This is a genomic window from Phycicoccus sp. DTK01 (assembly GCF_017312765.1).
In the GTDB taxonomy this organism is placed as follows: domain Bacteria; phylum Actinomycetota; class Actinomycetes; order Actinomycetales; family Dermatophilaceae; genus Phycicoccus; species Phycicoccus jejuensis.
Genome location: NZ_BOPU01000002.1, coordinates 584211 through 607416 on the forward strand (window position 1 = coordinate 584211; position 23206 = coordinate 607416).

The 23206-nt window shown below is 75.3% G+C and carries 23 protein-coding genes; 13 read left to right on the plus strand and 10 right to left on the minus strand.

The window, feature by feature from the left end; genetic code table 11:
* Positions 1-162 precede the first annotated feature (162 nt).
* Positions 163-2130 (minus strand): acetate--CoA ligase, encoded by a 1968-nt coding sequence (gene acs / locus J3473_RS06550; RefSeq protein ID WP_207022401.1) that lies wholly within the window; start codon positions 2128-2130, stop codon positions 163-165.
* A gap of 392 nt (positions 2131-2522) precedes the next feature.
* Between acs and J3473_RS06555 the strand changes: the two genes are divergently transcribed.
* The gene (locus J3473_RS06555) at positions 2523-3419 is read left to right on the plus strand and encodes a phenylalanine 4-monooxygenase (RefSeq protein WP_207022402.1); all 897 of its coding nucleotides are present in this window, start codon (positions 2523-2525) and stop codon (positions 3417-3419) included.
* Positions 3420-3510: 91 nt separating this feature from the next.
* On the opposite strand, the gene J3473_RS06560 is transcribed toward J3473_RS06555, so the two are convergent.
* The 3 genes from J3473_RS06560 to J3473_RS06570 all read right to left on the minus strand — a co-directional run bounded on the left by J3473_RS06560 (position 3511) and on the right by J3473_RS06570 (position 6253).
* Entirely contained in the window at positions 3511-4083 is a 573-nt protein-coding gene (locus J3473_RS06560) for a hypothetical protein (protein WP_207022403.1), read from the minus strand.
* A gap of 179 nt (positions 4084-4262) precedes the next feature.
* Positions 4263-5912 (minus strand): cation acetate symporter, encoded by a 1650-nt coding sequence (locus J3473_RS06565; protein ID WP_051750052.1) that lies wholly within the window; start codon positions 5910-5912, stop codon positions 4263-4265.
* Positions 5913-5914: 2 nt separating this feature from the next.
* Positions 5915-6253: a DUF485 domain-containing protein gene (locus J3473_RS06570; protein ID WP_030526543.1), complete on the minus strand. Its 339-nt coding sequence runs from the start codon at positions 6251-6253 to the stop codon at positions 5915-5917.
* 212 nt (positions 6254-6465) lie between these two features.
* On the opposite strand from J3473_RS06570, the gene tdh reads away from it, so the two are divergent.
* Together tdh and J3473_RS06580 are read left to right on the plus strand one after the other, a co-directional pair.
* Entirely contained in the window at positions 6466-7506 is a 1041-nt protein-coding gene (gene tdh, locus J3473_RS06575) for an L-threonine 3-dehydrogenase (protein ID WP_207022404.1), read from the plus strand.
* Positions 7507-7584: 78 nt separating this feature from the next.
* Entirely contained in the window at positions 7585-8778 is a 1194-nt protein-coding gene (locus tag J3473_RS06580; protein WP_207022405.1) for a glycine C-acetyltransferase, read from the plus strand.
* A 93-nt stretch (positions 8779-8871) separates the two neighbouring features.
* Here the strand turns inward: J3473_RS06580 and J3473_RS06585 are convergent, their stop codons facing one another.
* Genes J3473_RS06585 through J3473_RS06600 form a run of 4 tightly spaced genes read right to left on the minus strand, consistent with a single transcriptional unit; the run spans position 8872 to position 12786 of the window.
* The gene (locus J3473_RS06585) at positions 8872-10404 is read right to left on the minus strand and encodes a cation acetate symporter (RefSeq protein ID WP_207022406.1); all 1533 of its coding nucleotides are present in this window, start codon (positions 10402-10404) and stop codon (positions 8872-8874) included.
* Complete coding sequence (locus J3473_RS06590; RefSeq protein ID WP_207022407.1) at positions 10401-10781, minus strand: hypothetical protein; 381 nt, start codon at positions 10779-10781, stop codon at positions 10401-10403. The genes J3473_RS06585 and J3473_RS06590 overlap by 4 nt, the downstream gene beginning before the upstream one ends.
* A gap of 3 nt (positions 10782-10784) precedes the next feature.
* Complete coding sequence (locus J3473_RS06595; RefSeq protein ID WP_207022408.1) at positions 10785-11567, minus strand: LytTR family DNA-binding domain-containing protein; 783 nt, start codon at positions 11565-11567, stop codon at positions 10785-10787.
* A gap of 22 nt (positions 11568-11589) precedes the next feature.
* Positions 11590-12786 (minus strand): sensor histidine kinase, encoded by a 1197-nt coding sequence (locus J3473_RS06600; RefSeq protein WP_030526549.1) that lies wholly within the window; start codon positions 12784-12786, stop codon positions 11590-11592.
* Positions 12787-12843: 57 nt separating this feature from the next.
* Here J3473_RS06600 and J3473_RS06605 point away from each other — a divergent pair, with 57 nt between their 5' ends.
* The 9 genes from J3473_RS06605 (at position 12844) to J3473_RS06640 (ending at position 19688) form a co-directional block, all read left to right on the plus strand.
* A complete protein-coding gene (locus J3473_RS06605; protein ID WP_242525720.1) occupies positions 12844-13716 on the plus strand; it encodes a thioesterase family protein in 873 nt (290 codons plus the stop codon).
* Between the two features lie 9 nt (positions 13717-13725).
* Positions 13726-14592: a hypothetical protein gene (locus J3473_RS06610; RefSeq protein ID WP_030526551.1), complete on the plus strand. Its 867-nt coding sequence runs from the start codon at positions 13726-13728 to the stop codon at positions 14590-14592.
* 795 nt (positions 14593-15387) lie between these two features.
* A complete protein-coding gene (locus J3473_RS19460) occupies positions 15388-16116 on the plus strand; it encodes a hypothetical protein (protein ID WP_242525721.1) in 729 nt (242 codons plus the stop codon).
* The gene (locus J3473_RS19465; protein WP_242525722.1) at positions 16113-17306 is read left to right on the plus strand and encodes a TadA family conjugal transfer-associated ATPase; all 1194 of its coding nucleotides are present in this window, start codon (positions 16113-16115) and stop codon (positions 17304-17306) included. Before J3473_RS19460 ends, J3473_RS19465 begins: the two co-directional genes overlap by 4 nt.
* Entirely contained in the window at positions 17303-18028 is a 726-nt protein-coding gene (locus J3473_RS06620) for a hypothetical protein (RefSeq protein WP_207022409.1), read from the plus strand. Before J3473_RS19465 ends, J3473_RS06620 begins: the two co-directional genes overlap by 4 nt.
* Entirely contained in the window at positions 18028-18567 is a 540-nt protein-coding gene (locus J3473_RS06625) for a type II secretion system F family protein (RefSeq protein ID WP_207022410.1), read from the plus strand. The genes J3473_RS06620 and J3473_RS06625 overlap by 1 nt, the downstream gene beginning before the upstream one ends.
* Before the next feature lie 217 nt (positions 18568-18784).
* Complete coding sequence (locus J3473_RS06630) at positions 18785-18970, plus strand: DUF4244 domain-containing protein (RefSeq protein ID WP_306790179.1); 186 nt, start codon at positions 18785-18787, stop codon at positions 18968-18970.
* Positions 18967-19335 carry a TadE family type IV pilus minor pilin gene (locus J3473_RS06635; RefSeq protein ID WP_207022411.1) on the plus strand — a complete coding sequence of 123 codons (369 nt, stop codon included), beginning with the start codon at positions 18967-18969 and terminating at the stop codon, positions 19333-19335. Before J3473_RS06630 ends, J3473_RS06635 begins: the two co-directional genes overlap by 4 nt.
* A complete protein-coding gene (locus tag J3473_RS06640) occupies positions 19332-19688 on the plus strand; it encodes an Rv3654c family TadE-like protein (RefSeq protein ID WP_207022412.1) in 357 nt (118 codons plus the stop codon). Before J3473_RS06635 ends, J3473_RS06640 begins: the two co-directional genes overlap by 4 nt.
* Positions 19689-19711: 23 nt before the next feature.
* Here J3473_RS06640 and J3473_RS06645 read toward each other — a convergent pair whose 3' ends face one another.
* Both J3473_RS06645 and J3473_RS06650 read right to left on the minus strand, forming a co-directional pair.
* Entirely contained in the window at positions 19712-20194 is a 483-nt protein-coding gene (locus J3473_RS06645) for a hypothetical protein (RefSeq protein WP_051750060.1), read from the minus strand.
* Between the two features lie 132 nt (positions 20195-20326).
* The gene (locus J3473_RS06650) at positions 20327-22609 is read right to left on the minus strand and encodes a DEAD/DEAH box helicase (protein ID WP_207022413.1); all 2283 of its coding nucleotides are present in this window, start codon (positions 22607-22609) and stop codon (positions 20327-20329) included.
* A gap of 88 nt (positions 22610-22697) precedes the next feature.
* Here J3473_RS06650 and J3473_RS06655 point away from each other — a divergent pair, with 88 nt between their 5' ends.
* Positions 22698-23033 carry an STAS domain-containing protein gene (locus tag J3473_RS06655; RefSeq protein WP_207022414.1) on the plus strand — a complete coding sequence of 112 codons (336 nt, stop codon included), beginning with the start codon at positions 22698-22700 and terminating at the stop codon, positions 23031-23033.
* Positions 23034-23206: the final 173 nt, after the last annotated feature.

A 23206-nucleotide genomic window follows, 5' to 3' on the forward strand; every position in this document is an offset into this window, starting at 1 on the left:
CAGACTTCCCGGCGCACCGCTTCCGAGTCTACCGGGGCGCGGGCGGGCCCCTCCCGGTCGGCCACGAGCCGGACGCCCGCCCGTCGAGGCGTGGGCCGCGGAGCCGGACCCGCGACGGGGCGCCACCCGCCGTGGGTGGCGCCCCGTCGGGAGGGTCCGGCGTCAGTCGGAGCCGGAGGACATCCCCTGCTTGATGAGGTTCATCACCGAGCTGTCGGCGAGCGTCGTGACGTCCCCGACCTCGCGGTTCTCGGCGACGTCCTTGAGCAGGCGGCGCATGATCTTGCCCGAGCGCGTCTTCGGCAGCTCCTGGACGATCATCACCTGGCGCGGCTTGGCGATCGGGCCGATCTCCTTCGCCACGTGGTTGCGCAGCTCCTGGACGGTCTCCTCGCCGTGGTCCGCCGCGCCGCCGCGGAGGATGACGAACGCGCACACCGCCTGGCCGGTCGTCTCGTCGGCGGCGCCGACGACCGCGGCCTCCGCGACCGACGGGTGCGACACGAGGGCCGACTCGATCTCGGCGGTCGAGAGGCGGTGGCCGGAGACGTTCATGACGTCGTCGACCCGTCCCAGCAGCCAGATGTTGCCCTTGTCGTCGTACTTGGCGCCGTCGCCGGCGAAGTAGTACTTCGGCCCGAACCGCGACCAGTACGTCTCCTTATAGCGCTCCGGGTCGCCCCAGATCCCGCGCAGCATCGAGGGCCACGGCTTGGTGAGGACGAGGTAGCCGACCTTCTCGGCCTCGGTGAACGGGTTGCCGTCGTCGTCGAGGATCTCGGCCGAGATGCCCGGGATGGGCCGCTGCGCCGAGCCCGGCTCGAGCGTCGTCACGCCGGGCAGGGGGCTGATCATGATCGCGCCGGTCTCGGTCTGCCACCACGTGTCGACGATGGGCGCCCGGTCGCCGCCGACGTGCTTGCGGTACCAGAGCCACGCCTCGGGGTTGATCGGCTCGCCGACGCTGCCCAGGACGCGGATCGAGGACATGTCGTACTTGGCGGGGATGTCGGTGCCCCACTTCATGAACGTGCGGATCGCGGTCGGCGCCGTGTAGAGGATCGAGACCTTGTACTTCTCGACGATCTCCCACCAGCGGCCCTGGTGCGGGCTGTCGGGGGTGCCCTCGTAGAGCACCTGGGTCGCGCCGTTGGCCAGCGGCCCGTAGACGATGTAGCTGTGGCCGGTGACCCAGCCGACGTCGGCGGTGCACCAGTAGACGTCGGTCTCGGGGTGCAGGTCGTGGACGACCGCGTTCGTGTACGCGGCCTGGGTGAGGTAGCCGCCGGTCGTGTGGAAGATGCCCTTCGGCTTCCCGGTCGTCCCGGAGGTGTAGAGGATGAAGAGCGGGTGCTCGCTGTCGACCGGCACCGCCTCGTGCGTGTCGGGCTGGCCCTCGACGAGGTCGTGCCACCAGACGTCGCGCTCGTCGTCCCACTCGACCTCGGTGTCGGTGCGCTTGACGACGAGCACCTTCTCGACGGGGGAGTCGTCGTCGCCGTGGTGGATGGCGGCGTCGACGGCGGCCTTGAGCGGCGCCGGCTTGCCGCGGCGCCACTGGCCGTCGGTCGTCACGACGACCTTGGCCTCGGCGTCGGCGATGCGGGTGTGCAGGGCCTCGGCCGAGAAGCCGCCGAAGATGACCGAGTGCGGGGCCCCGAGGCGCGCGCAGGCGAGCATCGTGAAGACGGTCTCGGGGATCATCGGCATGTAGACCGCGACGCGGTCGCCCGTCGAGACGCCGAGCGAGGCCAGCGCGTTGGCGGCCTTGCTCACCTCGCGCTGGAGGTCGGCGTAGGTGATGGTGCGGGTGTCGCCCTGCTCGCCCTCGAAGTGGATGGCGACGCGGTCGCCGTTCCCGGCCTCGACGTGGCGGTCGACGCAGTTGTACGCGACGTTGAGCTCGCCGCCGACGAACCACTTCGCGAAGGGGGCCTCGCTCCAGTCGAGCGTGGTGTCGAAGTCCTTCGCCCAGGTGACCCGCTCGCGCGCCTGCCGCGCCCAGAAGCCCTCGTGGTCGGCCGCGGCCTCGTCGTACATCTCCGCGGTGCCGTTGGCCTGCGCGGCGAACGCCGGGTCGGGGCTCAGGTCCAGCTCGTGCAGGTGGCTCGACAGGCTGTCGTCGGTCACGGGTCCTCCTCGTCGTCGAGTGGCGGGTACGGCCACAGCCAACCCGACGACGGCGACCGAGGCAACCGTCCGTCCGGAGGGACCGGTCCAGCGGGGCGTGCGGCGCGCCGAGCGGATCCTCGGGGTGGGGTCTCGCTGCGCCGGTGGGGTCTCGCCATGCCGGGGTGCCCTGGTGGGGCGGCGGGGCGAGGTGGGGGCGGCGGGGCGGCATCGGGGCGGCGGGACAGGGCGGTGCCCGGCTGGACATCCTGACCAGCGACACGCGGATCCGGGTGGCGAAACTGTGCGCTCGTTGCCCAGGACGACGGTCAACGGTTCCGCTCTGTGCGATCGCATGATTCCGTGGTGGTCCGGCCCACGAGGCCACGACCACTCACGAGGAGGTGAGCGCGGTGTTCGAGGAAGGACAGCTGTACTCGGCCGTGACGACCGAGGACGACGGCACCGTCAGGGTGCACCTGTCGGACAACCACCCCGGGCTGCACGACGAGGCCTACCTGCGGCGCCGGGGCGAGATCGCCGCCGTGTCGCTCGCGCACCGCCCCGGGGACCCCGTCCCGACGGTCGAGTACACCGAGGCCGAGCACGCCGTCTGGCGCACCGTGAGCACCGAGCTCGCGCCCAAGCACGAGCGCTACGCCCACCCGGAGTTCCTCCGCGGCAAGGCCGCCCTCGACCTGCCGGTCGACCACGTGCCGCAGCTGCACGAGGTGACCGAGCGACTCCTGCCGCTCACGGGCTGGTCCTACACGTGCGCCCCGGGCCTGGTCCCGCTGCGCGACTTCTACCGCGACCTCGGCCGCCGGGTGTTCAGCTCGACGCAGTACCTGCGCCACGACAGCCGGCCGCTCTACACGCCCGAGCCGGACATCCTCCACGAGGTCGTCGGCCACGGGAACCAGCTGGCGAGCCCCCGCTTCGCCGCGGTGACGCGGGCCGCCGGGGAGGCGACGACCCGCCTCGAGACCGACGAGGCCGTCAAGTTCGTCGCCGACGTCTTCTGGTTCTCGATGGAGTTCGGCGTCATGGCCGACGGCGACGAGCTCAAGGCCTACGGCGCCGGCATCCTCAGCAGCTACGGCGAGATGGACGAGTTCCGGTCGATGGACATCCGCCCGCTCGACCTCGTGGCGATGGGCACGCTCAACTACGACATCACCGCCTACCAGCCGGTGCTGTTCCGGGCCGAGAGCGTCGATCACCTCGAGGACGTCGTCGGGACCTTCTTCGAGACGGTCGACGACGACCTCGCCGCCCGGCTGCGCGCGCAGGCCGCCGCCGCGGTCTGACCTCGGCGCGCTCCACCCGTCGAGCGAACAGGACGCGCCGTCAGCCACCCCGGGCCGGCGGCGTGTTCTGTTCGCTCGACAGGGTGCCGGCTCACCAGGTGTGGGCGACGTCGACGACGAGACGGCTCGTGCGGGTCGTGGTGTCCTCGAGGGTGAAGACCCGGAAGGGCAGCCGGGCCCGCACGCCGAGCCCGATCGTCGTGTACCCCTCGAACGTGCCGGCCCACCGGACCTGGCGGAAGGTCGGGTAGCCCGCGACGGTCGGCATCGCCGGCACGCTGGTGGCGCCCCTCCTGACGACGACCGCCAGGCGCGCCCCGCCGGCGACCGGCACGACGGCCCCCGAGCCCTCGGCGCGCACGCTGCTCACGTAGCGCACGTCGTACCCGGGGGCGACCCCGGTCATGTCGACGACGAGCCGGTCGTAGCACGCGTGGTGCCCCGCGCGGACCCCCGTGAGGCGTCCGGTCGCGAGTGGGGCCGAGGTCTTGGGCAGGGACCCCCACCCTGTCGAGCAGGCGCTCACAGCGGTGGGCAGGGCCGTGGCGGGGGCGGCGGAGACGAGGGCGGGAGCGGCCGCGACGGCGAGCGCCGCGGCGAGGACCGTGACCCTGCCCCGGGCGGTGGCGGAGGAGCGGCGGCGGGCGGGTCGGGTCGTGGACATGGTCTGCCTCCTTCACCGCCGGTATACGCCGGTCGGGACGCGACACGCCAGACCCGGGGGGTGACGCCGCGCGCCAAGCACCCCCGGACACGACGCAGCGACCGCGGAGGGCTCTCCAGCCCCGCGGCCGCTGCTGCCGGTGGGTCGGGTCGGGGGAGGCGGTCCCCCGACCCGACCGGTCAGTGGTCGATCGCCTCCCCGACCCCGTGGCCGGTGAGGGAGCGGACCTCCATCTCGGCGTACTTCGCGGCGTTGTGCTCCTTGCTCGTCACCGAGCCGAGCCAGCCGAGGAAGAACGCGAGCGGGATGGAGACCAGGCCCGGGTTGTCGAGCGGGAACCAGTGGAAGTCGATCGCCGTGTTCTGGATCATCGACTGGCTGGGCCCGCCCGGCTCCAGCGGCGGCTTGCCGGAGACGACCGGGCTGAAGATGATCAGGCCGATCGCGCTGATGAGGCCGCCGTAGATGGAGAACAGGGCGCCGCGGGTGTTGAAGCCCTTCCAGAACAGCGAGTAGAGGATCGTCGGCAGGTTGGCCGACGCCGCGACGGCGAAGGCCAGCGCCACGAGGAACGCGATGTTCTGGCTCTTGGCGAAGATGCCGCCGACGATGGCGACGATGCCGATGACGATGGCGGCGATGCGGGCGACCCGCACCTCCTGCTCCTGGCTGCCCGAGCCCCGCTTGAAGACCTCCTTGTAGAGGTCGTGGGCGAAGGTCGCCGAGGTGGTGATGGTCAGGCCGGCGACGACCGCGAGGATCGTCGCGAACGCGACGCCCGAGATGATGCCGAGGAGCACCGAGCCGCCGAGCTCGTAGGCGAGGAGCGGTGCGGCCGCGTTGGCCTTGCCGGGGGCGGCGTTGATGGCCGTCGGGCCGACGAGGGCGGCAGCGCCGTAGCCGACGACGAGGGTCAGCAGGTAGAAGCCGCCGATGAGCCAGATGGCCCACTCGACCGACTTGCGGGCCTGCTTGCTCGTCGGGACCGTGTAGAAGCGCTGGAGCACGTGCGGGAGGCCGGCGGTGCCGAGCACGAGCGCCATCGACAGCGAGATGAAGTCGATCTTCGTCGTGAGGTTCTTGCCGTACTTCAGGCCCGGCTCGAAGAGCTTCTCGCCGGCCTTGGGGGAGTTGTCGGCCGCGGCCTGGAAGAGCGAGCTGATGTTGAACGAGTACTTGCCGAGCACCCAGACCGTGATGACGAAGGTGCCCGCGATGAGCAGGAGCGCCTTGATGATCTGCACCCAGGTCGTGCCCTTCATCCCGCCGATGAGGACGTACGCGATCATGATGATGCCGACGATCGCGATGACGAGGTCCTGCGCGAGCTCGCCCGAGATGCCGAGCAGCAGCGACACGAGGCCGCCGGCGCCGGCCATCTGCGCGAGCAGGTAGAAGAACGACACCGCGATGACCGAGATGGCGGTCGCGATGCGGACCGGGCGCTGCTTGAGGCGGTAGCTGAGGACGTCGGCCATCGTGAAGCGGCCGGTGTTGCGCAGCAGCTCGGCGACGAGCAGGAGCGCGACGAGCCACGCGACGAGGAAGCCGATCGAGTACAGGAAGCCGTCGTAGCCCTGGAGGGCGATGGCGCCGGCGATGCCGAGGAAGGACGCCGCCGACAGGTAGTCGCCGGCGATGGCGATGCCGTTCTGGCGGCCGTTGAAGGCGCCGGCGGCGGTGTAGTACTGCTCGGCCGTCTTCTTGCCCGCGGCGACGCGGATGACGATGACGAGCGTGACGACGACGAAGGCCGCGAAGATGCCGATGTTGAGGGCCGGCGAGCCGACCGTCGTGGCCGCGTCGGCCATCGGGAGGGTGAGCGCCATGGTCAGTGCCCCTTGTCCGCGTCGAGGCGCGCGCCGAGGGCGTCGGCGGCCGGGTCGAACTCACGGGTGGCCCAGCGCGAGTAGATGATCGTGATCGCGAAGGTCGTCACGAACTGGCCGAGGCCGAAGAGCAGGCCGATCGTGATGTTGCCGGCGACCTTGGTGCCCATGAAGCCCGGGGCGAAGATCGACAGCAGGACGTAGAGGAAGTACCAGGCGAGGAAGAACGCCGTCATCGGGAACACGAAGCCCCGGAACTTGCGGCGCAGCTCCTGGAACTCCGACGTGGTCTGCAGGGCGAGGTACGGGTCCTCGGCCTGCGTGCGAGCTTCGTTGCTCACGGTCACCTCCAGGGTCGGGTCCGAGCGGCTCTGCCCGGAACGCCCCAAGGGTGGGCGCCCCGGGGGTGCGCTGGCGAGACCCCGCGCCGGGTCCCTCGGCGGGCGGCGCCGCGCGTCGGTGGGCGGGGCGCCGACCACGGTGTGCGGTGGGTCACAGTGCGCCGAACGGGCCGCGTGGTGCGACGAGCGGTCGCCCCGGCATGATGGGCGCCGTGCGTGCGCTGAGGAAGGTCTCCGCCGGTCCGGGGCTGTCGCTGGTCGACGTGCCGGAGCCCGAGTGCGGCCCGAAGGACGTCAAGATCCGGGTGCTGCGGGCGGGCCTGTGCGGCACCGACCTCCACCTCGAGCAGTGGGACGAGTGGGCCGCCGCGACCGTGCAGGCGCCGATGACCCTCGGGCACGAGTTCTTCGGGGAGGTCGTCGAGGTCGGCGCCGACGTCGACCACGTGGCCGTCGGCGACCGCGTCTCCGGCGAGGGGCACCTCGTCTGCGGCACGTGCCGCAACTGCCGCGCCGGCCGCCGGCACCTGTGCATCAACACCGTCGGCGTCGGGGTCAACCGCGACGGCGCGTTCGCCGACTACGTCGTCATCCCCGCGACGAACGCCTGGGTGCAGCCGGCCGACCTCGACCCCGACCTCGGTGCGCTCTTCGACCCGCTCGGCAACGCCGTCCACACGGCGCTGCAGTGGCCGGTCGTCGGCGAGGACGTCGTCGTCACCGGGGCCGGCCCGATCGGCGTGATGGCCACCGCCGTCGCCCGGCACGCCGGCGCGCGGCGCATCGTCGTCACGGACCTGTCCGACGAGCGGCTCGCGCTCGCCGAGGCCGCCGGCGCCGACCTCGGGGTCAACGTCGGCCGCGGCGGGTCGCTGCGCGCGGCGCAGGCGGAGCTGGGGATGCTCGAGGGCTTCGACATCGGGCTGGAGATGTCCGGGTCGCCGGTGGCCGTCGAGGAGATGCTCGACAACATGAACCACGGCGGCAAGGTCGCGCTGCTCGGGCTGCCGAAGGACCGCTACGCCATCGACTGGGGCCGGGTCATCACGCACATGATCACGCTGCGCGGGATCTACGGCCGCGAGATGTTCGAGACCTGGTACCTCATGGGCTCGATGCTCGCGACGTCGGAGCGGCTGCGCTCGGCGGTGTCGTCCGTCGTCACCGGCCGGCACGCCGCCGAGGACTGGGAGGCCGCCTTCGCCGAGACCCGCTCGGGCACCGGCGGCAAGGTCGTCCTCGACTGGTCCTGACGCCGGGGGCACGGGCCTAGGCTGGATCGGTCGGCCACCCCGACGCCCGCCCCGACCCCGACTCGTGAGGAGCCACCCGTGTACGGCGCTGTCAAGGACCAGCTGCAGGCGACGCTGCAGGAGATCGAGGACGCCGGGCTCACCAAGCGCGAGCGCGAGATCACGACGCCGCAGTCGGCGCACGTCGGGACGACCGCGGGGGAGTCGCTCAACTTCTGCGCCAACAACTACCTCGGCCTGGCCGACCACGAGGCCGTCGTCGGTGCCTCCAAGGCCGCCCTCGACACGTGGGGCTTCGGGATGGCCTCGGTCCGCTTCATCTGCGGCACCCAGACGCAGCACACGGAGCTCGAGCGCCGCCTCTCGGAGTTCCTCGGCACCGAGGCGACGATCCTCTACAGCTCGTGCTTCGACGCCAACGGCGGTGTCTTCGAGGTGCTCTTCGGCGCCGAGGACGCGATCGTCTCCGACGAGCTCAACCACGCCTCGATCATCGACGGCGTGCGCCTGTCGAAGGCCGCGCGCTACCGCTACAAGAACGCCGACATGGCCGACCTGCGCGCCCAGCTCGTCGCCGCGCGCGAGGCCGGCGCCCGCCGCGTGTGCGTCGTCACCGACGGCGTCTTCTCGATGGACGGCTCGTACGCGCCGCTCGACGAGATCTGCGACCTCGCCGAGGAGTTCGAGGCGATGGTCCTCGTCGACGACAGCCACGCCGTGGGCTTCGTCGGGCAGCACGGCGGCGGCACCCCCGAGCTGTTCGGGGTGCGCGACCGCGTCGACATCCTCACGGGCACGCTCGGCAAGGCCCTCGGCGGCGCGTCCGGCGGCTACGTCGCGAGCCACCGCGAGGTCGTCGAGCTGCTGCGCCAGCGCTCGCGCCCCTACCTGTTCTCCAACTCCGTCGCGCCGGCGGTCGTCGCGGGCTCGCTCGCCGCGCTCGACCTCGTGGCCTCGTCCGACGACGCGCGGGAGACGTTGCGGCGCAACGCATCCCTCTTCCGGGAGCTGATGGACGAGGCCGGCTTCGACCTCCTGCCGGGCAGCCACCCGATCGTCCCCGTGATGTTCCCCGGCGACGACGGCGCGCGCCAGGCCACCCAGATCGCCGACCACATGCTCGCGAACGGCGTCTACGTCATCGCGTTCAGCTTCCCGGTCGTCCCGCGGGGCAAGGCGCGCATCCGCGTCCAGCTCTCGGCGGCGCACTCGGAGGCCGACGTGCGGCGCTGCGTGGAGGCCTTCGTGGCCGGCCGCGATGCCGTCGCCTGACCGCTCGGCGGTCTCCACCTCCCGCGAACGCGTGTGAAACCGCCGGTGGTCCCCGGCGGGTTCACACACGTTCGCGGTGGGGTCCGCGGTGGGTCAGTCGCGGACGCGGCTGCGCGCCAACCGGACCCGCTCGGGCGTGTGCAGCCGCACGAGCACACGCGTCGTCGAGGCCGGGACGCGCCCCGGCGTCGCGTACGACACGAGCACGGCCGTCGCGAAGGCCAGCGGCACCGCCCACAGCGCCGGGTTGGCGAGCAGCGCGGCCGGCCACCCGCCGAGGTGGCTCGTCGTCATCGTCAGCGCGAGCGCCGCGACGGTGGCGCCGCCGCCGACGAGCAGCCCGGCCAGCGCCCCGGTCGTCGACAGCCGCCGCCACCAGACCCCGAGCATGATGAGCGGGGCGAAGGTCGCGGCGGCCACGGCGAACGCGAGCCCGACCGTCGTCGCGACACCGAGCGGCTCGGCCACCCGGCTGATGACGTAGGGGACGACCACGCCGACGACGGCGGCGAACCGGAAGCCACGGACGCCGGGGGCGTCGCCGCCGGTGAACCGCGCGAGCCGGGGGCGCAGCAGCTCCTGGTCGATGACGCCGGTCACCGACATCGCGAGGCCGGAGGCCGTCGACAGGAACGCCGCGAAGGCTCCACCGGCGAGCATCGCGGTGAGGAGGTCGCCGCCGAGGCCGCCGACGAGCTCTCCGGGCAGCCGGAGCACGACCGAGTCCGAGCGCATCCCGTCCGGCAGCGAGGGGAAGGCGACCCGGCCGAGCATCCCGTAGACCGGAGGAATGAGGTAGAAGGTGCCGAGCAGGGCGATGACCGTGACCGTCGTGCGGCGCGCGCCGACGCCGTCGGGGTTGGTGTAGTAGCGGACGAGCACGTGCGGCAGGCCCATCGTCCCGAGGCAGAGCGCGAGGACGGTCGAGGCGTTGCGGTAGACCGGGTGGTCCTCGGGGCCGGTCGGCGTGAGGGGGATGCTCCACTCCGGCGGGACGACCGGCGCGGGGTGCCCGTCGCGGAACCACAGGAGCAGCAGGACGAACGCCGGCACCGCGAGCGCGGTCAGCTTGACCCAGTACTGCACGGCCTGGACGAAGGTGATCGAGCGCATCCCGCCGGCGCCGACGGCCGCGGCGATGACGACCATGACGACGAGCCCGCCGACCCACTCGGGGGCGCCGGTGACGAGGGTGAGCGTCAGGCTCGCGCCCTGGAACTGCGGCACGAGGTAGAGCCACCCGATGGCGAGCACGAGGACGGACGAGACGCGGCGGATCGCCTTGGACCCCAGCCGGGCCTCGGCGAAGTCGGGCAGCGTATACGCACCGGAGCGGCGCATCGGGGCGGCGACCATCACGAGGAGCACGAGGTAGCCGAGCGTGTACCCGACCGGCAGCCAGAGCAGGTCGACCCCGCCCCCGTAGACGAGGCCGGCGACGCCGAGGAAGCTCGCCGCCGACAGGTACTCGCCGCCGATGGCCGAGGCGTTGAGGCGCGGCGACACGGTGCGGCCCGCGACGTAGAAGTCGCTCGTACGGCGCGAGAGGCGCAGCCCGAGGCCGCCGACGGCGAGGGTCGTCAGGCACACCGCGACGACCGCGGCGAGCGACAGCGGCTGGCTCACGGGTCCTCGACGACGTCGACGAAGTCCGACTCGACGCGCTCGCTCTGCCGGGTGTACCAGCGGGCCAGCACCCAGGCCGCCGGGTAGACGGCCACGCCGAGCACGAGCCACGCGAAGGGGACCCCGACCACGGTCACCCCGCGGGTCGCGGGCACGAGCAGGAGGACGACGGGGAGGGCGGTCAGCCCCGCGACCGTGATCGCGAGGACGGCCAGCGAGAGGCGCAGCTGCGCCCGCATCAGGCCCTCGAGGTAGACGTCGCCGAGCTCGGTCTGCTCGTCGATGTCGCGGGCCGGCGGACGCGCGCGCAGCGGGGCGGCGCCGCGGCGCGAGCTCGTGACCCGCACCCGCGGCGGGGGCTGCGCGGGCGTGCTCACCGGTCAGTCCCCGGCGTGGCGCTCGCCGAGCGGGCGGCGCAGGAGGGTGTCGCGCAGCTCCTTGGTGTGGCGGCGGCTGACCTGCAGCTCGACGCGACCGACGAGCACCGAGCAGCGGCCGTGGTCCATCCGGACCTCGGAGACGTGGGGGAGCGCGACGAGGGTGCTGCGGTGGATGCGGACGAACCCGAAGTCCGCCCACTTCTCCTCGAGCAGGCTGAGCGGCACGCGGACGAGGTGGCTGCCGGCCTCGGTGTGCAGGCGGGCGTAGTCGCCGTGCGCCTGGGCGTAGCGGATCTGGCTGCGCGTGATGAAGCGGGTGACGCCGCCGAGCTCGACGGGGATGGTCTCGTCCTCGACCGCCGGCGCGGCGGGCGGTGCGTCCGCCGGGGGGCGGGCGCTGCCGCGCTCGCGCTGCTCGACGACGCGGCGGACGGCCTCGGCGATGCGCTGCTCGCGGACCGGCTTCATGACGTAGTCGGTGACGTCGAGCGCGAAGGCGTCGACGGCGTGCCGCTCGTGCGCGGTGACGAACACGACCAGCGGCCGCTCGCTGAACCGGCTGATGACCCGCGCGAGGGCCATCCCGTCCAGGCCGGGCATCGAGATGTCGCTGAAGACGACGTCGACGTCGCGGGCGTCGAGCACCTGGAGCGCCTCGGTGCCGCTGCTCGCGGTGATGACCTCGGCGACGCGCTCGTCGCGCTCGAGGAGGTACCCGAGCTCGGACAGCGCGGGGAGCTCGTCGTCGACGACGAGCACCACCAGCCCCCGCTCCGCGGACATGCCGGGCAGCCTAGGCCACCGGTCAGGATTGTGCGTGGACCCCGGGTGCGAACTTCGGCACACGGAAGCTGACCCGCGTCCCGGCCCCCGGGGCGGTCTCGACGACGAGCCCGAACTCGTCGCCGTAGACCTGCCGCAGCCGCGCGTCGACGTTGCCGAGGCCCACCGAGTCGGTGGCCCGGGCGCCGTCGAGGATGGTCCGGACGTGCTCGGGGTCGGTGCCGACGCCGTCGTCCTCGATGGCGATCTCGGCCTCGGTGCCGAGGTCGGTCGCGGTGATGCTCACGTGCCCCGGCCCCTCCTTCGTCGCGAGCCCGTGGCGGACCGCGTTCTCCACGAGCGGCTGCACCGCGAGGTAGGGGACGGTGACGGTGAGCACCTCCGGCGCGACGAGGAGCGACACCTGGAGCCGGTCGCCGAAGCGCGCCTGCTCGAGGACGAGGTAGCGCTCGACGTTGCGCAGCTCCTCGGCGAGCGTCGTGAACGTGCCGCCGGTGCGCAGCGCGTACCGGGTGAAGTCGGCGAAGTCGAGCAGCAGCTCGCGGGCTCGGTCGGGGTCGGTGCGCACGAACGAGGCGATCGCGGCGAGGCTGTTGTAGATGAAGTGCGGGCTGATCTGCGCCCGCAGCGCCCGCAGCTCGGCCTCGACGACCTGCCCGCGGGTGCGCGCGAGCTCGGCGAGGGCGAGCTGGCTCGAGACCCACGCGGCGACCTCCTGGGTCGCGCGGGTCAGGCCGGGGGAGGAGTACGCGGTCCACGCCGTGAGGGTGCCGACGACGAGGTCGTCCGAGACGAGCGGCGCCGTGACGGCCATCCGCACCGGGCAGTCGGGGTCGGAGCAGCCGACGGTGTCGGGGCCGTGCGCGACGGTGCGGCCGGTCTCGAGGGTCTGCTCGCCGAGGGGCACGGCGAGGTCGCGGTGGTGCTCGCCGGTACCGGTCCACGACAGCACGCTGCCGGGCGTCGCCAGCGACACGGCGTGGGCGCCGAGGATGGACAGGAGGTGGCGCCCGGCGCGCTCGGCCGACTCGGGGGTGAGGCCGTCCGCGAGGTGGCGCGAGGCGAGCGAGGCGGTGTGCAGCGTGGCGTACGTCGCGCGGTCGGTCTCGGAGATGAAGCCGCGCCGCCGGCTGCGCCGCAGGAGCGCGACACCGAGCCAGAGCAGCAGCATCGTCCCGGCGACGAGCACCGCCGTCGGCCAGTGGATGCTGCCCGTCATGGGCACACCCTAGGCTCGCGGGGTCCGGTGCGGCAGAGCGACGAAGAGGTGTGGTGCGTGGGCGAGCTCGACGAGGTGCTGCGGCTGTCCTGGCCCGACGGGCCGGCGACCGTGGGCGCGGGTGAGGCGGTGGGGGTCGGCGAGCTCGGCGCCGGATGGGTCGTCGGTGCGGCGGTCAACGGCGGCGTGCTCATGGCGCTCGGGGCGCGCGCGCTCGTCGAGGGGCGGGCGGGGGAGGGGCACCCCGACGTCCTCGCGTGGAGCACGTTCTTCCTCTCGGCGGCCCAGCCCGGCCCGGTCGAGGTGCGCGCCGAGGTGCTGCGCGTCGGCCGCTCCGTGTCGACCGGGGCGGTGCGCCTGCTGCAGGACGCCGGTGAGGGGCCGGTCGAGCGGGCCAGGGTCACCGCCACGCTCGGCGACCTCTCGGTCACCGCCGAGCCGGGGCACCGCTGGCCCGCCGCGCCCGCGATGCCGGCGCCCGAGGCGTGCGTGCCGGCGCGGCGCGAGGCCGGGGGGCCCGGCGAGGGCATCACGCTGCTCGACCGGCTCGACGTGCGCGTCGACCCCGCGACGGCCGGGTTCGCCGTGGGCCGCCCGACCGGGCGCGGCGAGCTGCGCGCCTGGGTGCGGATGGCCGACGGCCGCGAGCCCGACGTCGCGATGCTGCCCTTCGTCGTCGACTGCCTCATGCCCGTCGCCTTCGACCTCGGGGTCGCGGGCTGGGCCCCGACGTACGAGATGAGCGGGCAGGTGCTCGGCCGGCCCGCGCCGGGGTGGCTGCAGGTCGCCCTGCGCGCCGACGCCGTCGCCGGCTCGGTGTACGTCGAGGACGCCGACGTGTGGGACTCCACCGGACGGCTCGTCGCGCGGGCCCGGCAGCTGGCGGGCATCCGGGTCCCGGCCGGGGGCCTCGTCGACCCCGCTGGCTAGGCTGCGCGCGTGCCTGCTGCCCCGCCGTCCGGCCCGTCGCCCGCCGTCGAGGCCGTGGCCCGGCTCGCCGAGCTGCCGGGGCTGCCCGAGCAGGTGGAGGCCGCCCGCGAGGCGTGCACCCGGCTGCGCTGGCACAACGCGCTGCGCCGCCGCACCGCGGAGGCCGCGGCCGAGTCGCGGGTGCGCGGCGCCGTCGCGAGCGCCGGGCTCGAGGGCGCGACGGTCCCGCTCGACGCCGTCCGCGACATCGTCCGCGGCGCCGCGACCTGGACGCCGCAGCCCGACCCCGTCGAGCGTGTGGCACGCGGGGTGGTGGCGGCCACCGCCGAGACCGAGCACGTCGAGGCCCTCGTCCTGCGCGCCCCGGCCCAGGCGCTCGCCCGCCTGCACACGGTGGCCGCGGCCGGTCTCGTCCCGGACGACGCCCTGGGTCGCCCGCGACTGCCGGGCGAGGACTGCGGCGAGCTGACCGACCTCGGCCCGGCGCCGGCGGCCGTCGAGGTCGCCGGGCGGCTGCGGGGGGTCGCCGAGGTGCTGCTCGCCCTCCCGCGCCTGCCCGTCGTCGTCGCCGCGGCCGTCGTGCACGCCGAGCTCGCGACGGTCCGCCCGTTCGTGCGGGGCAACGCGGTCGTCGCCCGCGCCCTCGACCGGGCCGTCGTCCACGCCGGCGGCCTGGACCCGACCGGGGTCGCGGTGACCGAGGCCGGCCACGCCGCCGGCGGTGGCGCGGCCTACCTCGGCGCGCTCGCCGCGTACGGACGCGGGGACGCCGCGGGAGTCGGCCTCTGGGTCTCGCACTGCTGCACCGCGGTCCGCGCCGCCGCCGACGAGGGCGTGCTCGTCGCCGACGCCGTGCTCGCCGGCCGCCTCGGCTGAGCCGCGCCCCTCTCCGTCCCGACCGGTTGTCGGCGGCGGTGCGCAGGAGTACAACTGGTGGTGAGGGTCCCGGCCCTCACGCCAGACCTACCGCGGACGACGGGTACCCACGCGCGGGCAGTCCACTGATGGACCGGTCGCCGTCGGGCTCGTCCCACGGCCACGGCACGACAGCACGCCTGGTCGCCCGGAGACCGCGGCGGGACGACGCCCTCGTCCTCCGACGAGGGCGTCGTCGTGCGCCCGGCCCGGCCCGTCGTCGTCCCTCGGCGCCCCTCCCACCTGCACATTTCGGGGTGACCCCGAGATGTCCACGAGACCCCGGTTCCGAGCCGGGGTCTCGCGGACGAACCGGGGTGCCGCAGGCCACGCGAACTCGTGCTCAGCCCACGCACGGCGTCGATCACGCGAAGGCGGGGACAAACTGTCGGCAATCGTGGAAGAATCCGGAGGAAACCTACGGATCCCGTATACCTGAGGACATTCTCAGGTAGTTTTCCGTGGTCGATGTGCCGGGCTTGCGCGCGAGGCCATCCATGGGTCACGATGTACTCACTCGCTCCCCTTCGGGGTTGAGCGACCGGCGAACCGGCTTCTCCCCCCCGGAGCTCGGCTCGCCGACGGCCCCGGTTGTCCCCCCGACCGGGGCCGTCCTATGTCCGGACCCGCTCGCACCCATCGATGCCCCGGGTCGCGGAGACCCTTTCGTCCACAGGCGGGCCGTCGGGCCGCCGTCGTCCACAGATGAGCCCGACCCCCTGGTGGGGTGCGGAGCCGGCGGGCCAGCCTGCCGTCATGGACGCACCCACACCGCTCCTCCTCGTCGTCGGCGCCTCGGGCGGCCTCGGGGCGAGCAGCACCGCCCTCGCGGCCGGGCGCCGGCTCGCCGGGGTGCACGGCGGCGCGACCGTCGTCGACCTCGACGTCACCGGTGGCGGCCTCGACGTCACCGCGGGCGTCGAGCACCTGCCCGGTCACCGGTGGCCGGCGCTCGCCCGCCTGCGGGGGGCGGCTCCCGCGCGGCCGCTCCTCGACGCGCTGCCGGCCGAGGCGGGGGTGCGGGTCCTCGCAGCGGCCGGGGCGGCGACCCGCGACCTCGCGCCCGAGGCCGTCGCCGACACCCTGACCTGCCTCGTCGAGGCGGGGGAGCCGGTCGTCGTCGACGTCCCCGGCGCCTCGCCCCACCTGACCGCCCTGCTGCCCCGGGCGGCGCTCGTCGTCGTCCTCACCGGGCTGCAGACGCGTCGCCTGGCCGACGCGGACGCCGTGGTCGGCCACCTCGCCGAGGTCGCCGAGGGCTGTGTCGAGCCGCCGGGGCTCCGGCTCGTGACCCGGGGGACCCGGCCGGACGCGGCGGTCCTCGACGACCTGCGCCACCACCTCGGGGTCCCTCACCTCCACCACCTCTCGGACGACCCGCAGGCGGAGCGCGAGGCCGAGCGGGGGCTGTGGCCGGGAAGCACCCGAGGGGCCCTGCGCCGGTGTGCCGAGGCCGTGGCCGCGGCCCTCGCGGAGGCGTCGTGAGGCCCGGCGCTCGCCGGGGCCCGGCGCCGCCCGGCCGGTTCGCCGGCCCCGTCGAGCGGTCCATCGCCGCGGGGGAGGGGCCGACCCCGGCCCGCATCGCCGCGGTCGCCCGGGCCTCGGTGCCGCTGCTCGGGCACGAGGGTGGGGCCCGCGCCGGTCGCGAGCTCGAGGTCGCTCTCGTCGGCCTGGGGCCCCTCGCCCCGCTCCTCGAGGACCACGCGGTCACCGACGTCCTCGTCAACGGCGACGGCTCCGTGTGGGTCGACCGCGGTGACGGCGTCCACGCCGCGGACGTCCGCCTCCCGCGGGCCGGGGTGCGGCCGTTGGCGACCCGGCTCGCCGGGCTGGCCGGCCGCCGGCTCGACGACGGCCAGCCGTGGGTCGACGGCCTCCTGCCCGGGGGCGTGCGTCTCCACGCCGTCCTGCCGCCGCTCGTCGAGGACGGCGCGCACCTCAGCCTGCGCATCCCCCGGCGGAGGCTCGCCGGGGTGCCCTCGATCGTCGAGCACGGGATGGCGGACGCCGCGACCGCAGCGGTGCTCGGCGGGCTCGTCGCGGCCCGGCGCAGCCTGCTCGTCACCGGGGGGACGGGCGCCGGCAAGACGACGGTCCTCGGTGCGCTGCTCGCGCAGTGCCCGCCCCACGAGCGGCTCGTCGTCGTCGAGGACGTCCGCGAGCTCGACCCGCTCCACCCGCACGTCGTCCGGCTGCAGGGCCGTGCGCCCAACGTCGAGGGCGCCGGCGAGGTCTCGCTGTCGGTGCTCGTCCGGCAGGCGCTGCGGATGCGTCCGGACCGCCTCGTGGTGGGGGAGGTGCGCGGCGGCGAGGTCCGCGACCTCCTCGCGGCGCTCAACACGGGGCACGAGGGCGGGGCCGGGACGCTGCACGCCAACGGCCCGCAGGAGGTCCCGGCCCGCCTCGAGGCGCTCGCCTCCCTCGTCGGGATGCCCCGGGCGGCGGTGCACGCCCAGCTGCGCGGGGCCCTGCACGCCGTGGTCCACGTCGTGCGGGACGGGGCCGGCCGGCGGGTCGGCTCGGTCGGCGTCCTGCGCCCCGGCCCCGACGGGTTCGTGCACGTCGACGTGGCGCTGGAGAACGGGCCGGCGGGCGCCCGGGCCGGCCCGGCGTGGCCGCACCTCTCGGCGCTCCTGCCACCCCTCACCACACCGCTGCCGCGGGGGGCGACGTGAGCCTCGTCGCCGCGCTCCTCGTCGTGGCCGCGACCCTGCTGGCGTGGCCCGGGCCCGCACCCGGTACGTCCCGCGCCGGGGCCGGCCGGGGCATCACCGGGCGGGCCGGGATGTCCCCCCGGCGATGGGTGCTCGGACCCGGGCGGCGCGGGGAGGAGTCCTGGGCGGCCGAGGCGGCGGAGGTGGCCGCGGTCGCGCTGCGCGCCGGCGTGCCCCTGGCCGCCGCCGCGCTCGTGGCGGCCCGTTCTCCCGGGGTGGTGGCGGCCGCGCCGTGGCTGCGGACGCGCCTGGAGGCGGCGCTCGCGCGCGGTGACGGCGTGGCCGGTGTCCTCACGGCGCCGTCCGTGGATGGTCCGCCGCGGGCGAGCGAGGACCTGCGGCTGCTCGCCTTGGCCTGGAGCCTGTCCGAGGAGACCGGAGCGGCCGCCGCGCACACGACCGCTGCGGCGGCCGCGTCGCTGCGCGCGCGCTCGGCGGCGCGCGACCTCCGGGACGCGACCCTCGCCGGGCCCCGGGCCTCGATGCGCGTCCTCACCGCACTGCCGCTGGTCGGGCCGGCCGTGGGCCTCGCCCTGGGCCTGTCGCCGGCCGTCCTCTACGCGACGCCCGCGGCCCGGCTCTCCGCCAGCGTCGGCGCCCTCCTGACGCTCTCGGGCTGGGCGTGGGCGCGTCGTCTGGTCGGGGCGGCCGGGCGTCCGGGCCGCACCGACGGGAGCGCCTGATGCTGCTCGCGGCCCTCGCGTCCGCGCTCGCCCTGCTGCTCGTGGGGCGCCGCCGGGGCGCGCCGTGGCCCAGGCGGCCACGGGGCCGACGGCCCGACGGGTCGGCCCCGGCGACGGTCGAGGAGGCGGCGACGGCCCTGCTCCTGCTCGCGGCCGTCGTCCGGGGCGGTGGCGGGGTGGTCGAGGCCCTCGAGACCGTCGCGGCCGTCGACGACGGGCCCGCGGGCAGCGCCCTCGGCGTCGTCGCGGCCGCGCAGCGCTGGGGCGAGCCCACGGACCGCGCGTGGGCCCGCGTCGGTCCGGGGTGGGCGCCCGCCGCGGCGGCGTGGCACGCCGCCGCGTCCGCCGGGGCGCCGCCCGCGGACCTCGTCGAGGACGCCGCGGACCGGATGCGCGTCGCCGAGTCCCGCCGCGTGGAGGCCGCGGGCGCCCGCGCCGGTGTCCTGCTCGTGCTGCCGCTCGGGCTGTGCTTCCTGCCGGGGTTCGTCGCGACGACGGTCGTGCCCGTCGTCCTGACGCTGCTCTCCCGCTGGGGCTGACGCCCGGACGCCGACGGGTGCCGGGTCGTGCGCTGCCCGGTGGTCGCCGCGGGTCCGTCAGAGCCGCTCCGTCGTCCACAGGGGTGCCGGCGCGACGCCGTCGTCCACAGATCGGCGGGCGCCCCTCGACCCCGCCGACCGTGGCGGGCGACGGTGGGGCGAGGAGGGCGCGAGCGGTCGCGCCCCGGACGCAGGGAGGTCTGCCATGGGAGCACGGGTGGTTCGGTTCGTCAGGAGGGTGGTCCGGCGGGTGCCGCGCGGCGAGGCCGGGATGACGACGGCCGAGTACGCCGTCGGCACCGTCGCCGCGGTCGCGTTCGCGGCGCTGCTGCTGGTGGTCGTCAGGTCCGGCCCGGTCAAGGGTGCGCTGACGAGCATCATCGTGTCGGCGCTCGGGACGTGACCGGTCGTCGGTGCGAGCGCGGGGCGGTCACGGCCGAGCTGGCCGTGGCCGTCCCGGCGCTCCTCCTCGTGCTGGCCCTGGCCCTGTCCGCGGTGCGGCTCGGGGTCGACCGGCTGCGCTGCGCGGACGCCGCGCAGGTCGGAGCGCGGCTGCTCGCGCGGGGCGAGGACGAGGCGCTCGCGCGCGCGGCGGCGCAGCGGGTCGCGCCGCGCGACGCCGTCATCGGGGTGTCGGTGGCGGGCGGCCGGGTCGAGGTGGCGGTCCGGTCGGCGGCGCCACCCCTGCTGGGCACGCTCGGGCCGGCACCGTCCGTCGAGGCGGTCGTCGTCGCCCGGCGTGAGGACGCGGGTCAGGCCCTCCCGTGAGCGCCACCGTGCTCGTGGTCGGAGCGGCGGGGGCGGTCGTGGCCGTGGCGACCGGGGGCCTGGTCCTCGCCGGGGTGGCCACCGACGTCCACCGCGCCCGCGCCGCCGCCGACCTCGGGGCGCTGGCGGCGGCCGGTCCGCTCGTGGGTGGAGGCCCGCCCGACTGCTCCGCGGCCGGCGACGTGGCGACCCGCAACGGGGCGCGGCTCGTCGCCTGTGGCGCAGGGGAGGACGGGTCGGTCCTCGTGCGGGTGTCGGTCACGCTCGACGCCGTGGGCTGGCCGGGCCTGCCCAGGGCGGTCGACGCGACGGCCCGCGCCGGCCCCGAGGCCGGGGGCGGCGGCGGGAGGTGACGTGCTGGGCGGAGGGGTGGTGCTCAGTCGCGGCGGACGTCGGTGGGCGTGCCGTCGGTGCGGGACTCGGCGACCTCGGCCCGGCGGCGGGCGGTCTCGGTCGCGACGTGCTGCTCGGCGACGCGCTCGTCGGCCTGGCGGCGCAGCTCGGCGGCCTCCTCCTCGTGGCGGCGACGCTCCTCGGCGAGCTGGCGCTCGCGGGCGTCGACCTCCTCCTTGAGGCGCTTCTGCTCGGCGGCGCGCTCCTCCTGGGCGGTGCGGTCGGCCTCGCGGGCCTGGACCCGGCGGCGGTGGCCGCGCTTGAGGCCGCTGCGCAGGACGACCCAGCCCAGCCAGAAGAGGGAGATGACGACCATGCCGCTGACGAGGAAGACGATCGGCGGCAGCTCGACCTGGCCGCCGAGCACGTTCATCACCACCGGGTCGTCGAGGCGGACGGCGCCGAGGACGAGGAGAGCCCCCACGCCGAGGGCGAGGACGACGAGGACGACACCGAGGAGGACCATGTCCCGGAGGCTACCGCCCTGACCAGCGGCGGAGCGCCCTGCGTGGCACCCGTCGTCGGGCGTCGAGGGTCGGTGGCCGGCGGAGCCGGCTGCGCCCTCCGCAGTGGTCGGAGCCGGTCGGCCGGACGGCGTTCAGCCCGCGGCCGCGAGGGCCAGCTCGAGGACGACCACGGCCCCGGCCTTGTCCAGCGGCTCGTTGCCGTTGCCGCACTTCGGCGACTGCACGCACGCGGGGCAGCCGCTGCGGCACGGGCAGCCGAGCACGGCGTCCCGGGTCGCGCGCACCCAGGCCTCGAACGCGACGAAGGCGCGCTCCGCGAACCCGGCGCCGCCGGGGTAGCCGTCGTAGACCATGACGGTCGGCAGGCCGGTGTCCGGGTGCAGCGCCGTCGAGACGCCACCGACGTCCCAGCGGTCGGAGGTCGCGACGAGCGGCAGCATCCCGATCGCCGCGTGCTCGGCGGCGTGCAGCGCGCCGGGAACGGCCTCCTCGGCCACCCCGGCCGCCACGAGCACGTCGGGGTCGACCGTCCACCACACCGCCTTCGTCGTCAGCGAGCGCTCCGGCAGGTTGAGGGCGTGCCGGCCGATGACCTCGCCGCTCGGCAGCCGCCGCGTGAAGGCGGTGACCTGCCCCGTGACGCGCACGGACCCGTACGCGGCCCGGACCCGGGCCCGCTGCGCCACGCGGTCTGTCGAGAGCACGTCGAAGCGGCTCACCGACTCCGCGAAGGTCGACCAGCCCGGGTCCCCCCGGACGACGTGCGCCGCCCGGCCCTCGAGGTCGAGCTCGGTGACGACCCACGCCTCGCCCTGGTGGACGTGCACCGCCCCGGTGTGCACCTGCGCGTGGGCCGAGGCCTCGTCGACGGTCCCGACGACCCGGCCGGTGCGCGTCTCGACGACGGCGACGACGTCGCTCGCCCCGCGCAGCGAGATGTGCTCGGCGGGCCGGTCCTCCCGGGCCCAGAACCACCCGGTCGGGCGACGCCGCAGGATGCCGCCCGCGACGAGGACGTCGAGCAGGCGCCGGCTGCCGGGGCCGAAGAGCTCGAGGTCGGCCTCGCCGAGCGGCAGCTCGGCGGCGGCCGCCGCGAGGTGCGGGGCGAGGACGTGCGGGTTCTCGGGGTCGACGACCGTGGCCTCGACGGGCGACTCGAAGATCGCCTCGGGATGGGTCACGAGGTAGCTGTCGAGCGGGTCGTCGGCGGCGACGAGCACGGCGAGCGAGTCGCCGCCGGAGCGGCCGGCGCGACCCGCCTGCTGCCACAGGCTCGCCCGCCGTCCCGGCCATCCGGCCACGAGCACGGCGTCGAGGCCGCTGACGTCGATGCCGAGCTCGAGCGCGTTCGTCGCCGCGAGCCCCCGCACCGCACCGGACCGCAGCCCGCGCTCGAGCTCGCGGCGGTCCTGCGGCAGGTAGCCGCCCCGGTAGGCCGCCACGGCCGCGCCGGACCCCGGGTCGAGGGCCTCGAGCCGGCGCCGCGCGCCGGTGGCCAGCGACTCCGCCCCGGCCCGGCTGCGGGCGAAGGCCACCGTCTGCACCCCGTGGCCGACGAGGTCGGCGAGCAGCTCGGCCGCCTCCGTCGTCGCCGAGCGCCGCGTGCCATCGGCGTCGGTGACCGGCTCCCAGAGGGCGAAGGTCATCGCCCCGCGCGGGGAGCCGTCGGTCGTCACGGCGTGCACCGGCAGCCCGGTCAGGCGCGAGGCGTGGGCCGCCGGGTCGGTGACGGTGGCGGAGGCGAGGACGACCGTCGGGGACGCGCCGTACCGGCCGGCGACCCGACGCAGCCGCCGCAGCACCGCGGCGACGTGGGCGCCGAACACTCCGCGGTACACGTGGCACTCGTCGACGACGACGTACCGGAGGTCCCTGAGGAAGCGCGACCAGCGGGCGTGCCCCGGCAGCAGCGAGTGGTGGAGCAGGTCGGGGTTGGTGAGGACGACGTTCGCGTGCTCGCGGATCCAGCGGCGCTCGTCGGGTGGGGTGTCGCCGTCGTAGGTCGCCGCCCGCACGCCCGGCACCGCGAACGCCTCGATGCGGGCGAGCTGGTCGGCGGCGAGGGCCTTCGTCGGTGCGAGGTAGAGCGCCGTCGGTCCGCGCACGCCGCCGCGGGTCGACGCCTCGAGCACCGAGGACAGCACCGGCACGAGGTAACCCAGGCTCTTGCCGGACGCGGTGCCGGTGGCGAGGACGACGTGCTGCCCGGCCCGGGCGAGGTCGATGGCCTCGCGCTGGTGGCTCCACGGGCGCTCCAGCCCACCGGCCAGCAGGGCCGAGAGCACGGCCGGCTCGAGGTCGTCCGGCCACTGCGCGAGGCGGGCCGGGCGGGCCGGGATCTCCTCGACGTGGACCAGCCGACCGGGCGGCCCGTCACCGGCGAGCCGGGAGAGGTGCTGCGCGGGGCTGGACACGCCGGTTACGGTAATCCTTGGTCCCGACGCCCCCAGAGCCCGGTGACCAGCACCGACCGCTGCCTGAGCCACCCGAGGAGTACGACGCGTGGAGCTTTCCGTCACGACGTCCCACCACGACGACGTCAGCGTCGTCACGGTCGAGGGCGAGGTCGACGTCTACACGGCGGCCCAGCTCCGCCAGACGCTCGACCAGGAGATCGCCGACGGGCACACCCGCCTCGTCGTCGACCTCGACGCCGTCTCGTTCCTCGACTCCACCGGTCTCGGTGTGCTCGTCGGCCGGCTCAAGACGGTCCGCAACAGCAGCGGCTGGCTGCGCATCGTCTGCACGAGCGACCGCATCCTGCGGGTCTTCCGGATCACCGGCCTGGACAAGGTCTTCGGCATCCACGGCACGCTCGACGACGCCCTCGCCGCCTGACCGGCGACGACGTCCCCGCCGCGGGTCCTCGCGGTCGGTGCCGCACGCCCCTGACCAGCGGCGTCGCCGACGAGTGTGAAACGCGTCACTCCGTCCTGCGCGGGCGGGCCGCCGGAGGGGACCGGTAGGGTCCGTGCCGTCCGCCCTTGTCGAGGCGCTGTTCGCGCTCGGGG

Excerpts from the sequence above, each read along its gene's own strand:
- J3473_RS06560 (WP_207022403.1), bottom strand. The coding sequence starts at position 4,083 with ATGTCCACGACCCGACCCGCCCGCCGCCGCTCCTCCGCCACCGCCCGG.
- J3473_RS06565 (WP_051750052.1), bottom strand. The coding sequence starts at position 5,912 with ATGGCGCTCACCCTCCCGATGGCCGACGCGGCCACGACGGTCGGCTCG.
- J3473_RS06595 (WP_207022408.1), bottom strand. The coding sequence starts at position 11,567 with ATGTCCGCGGAGCGGGGGCTGGTGGTGCTCGTCGTCGACGACGAGCTC.
- J3473_RS06600 (WP_030526549.1), bottom strand. The coding sequence starts at position 12,786 with ATGACGGGCAGCATCCACTGGCCGACGGCGGTGCTCGTCGCCGGGACG.
- J3473_RS19460 (WP_242525721.1), top strand. The coding sequence starts at position 15,388 with ATGGACGCACCCACACCGCTCCTCCTCGTCGTCGGCGCCTCGGGCGGC.
- J3473_RS06625 (WP_207022410.1), top strand. The coding sequence starts at position 18,028 with ATGCTGCTCGCGGCCCTCGCGTCCGCGCTCGCCCTGCTGCTCGTGGGG.
- J3473_RS06645 (WP_051750060.1), bottom strand. The coding sequence starts at position 20,194 with ATGGTCCTCCTCGGTGTCGTCCTCGTCGTCCTCGCCCTCGGCGTGGGG.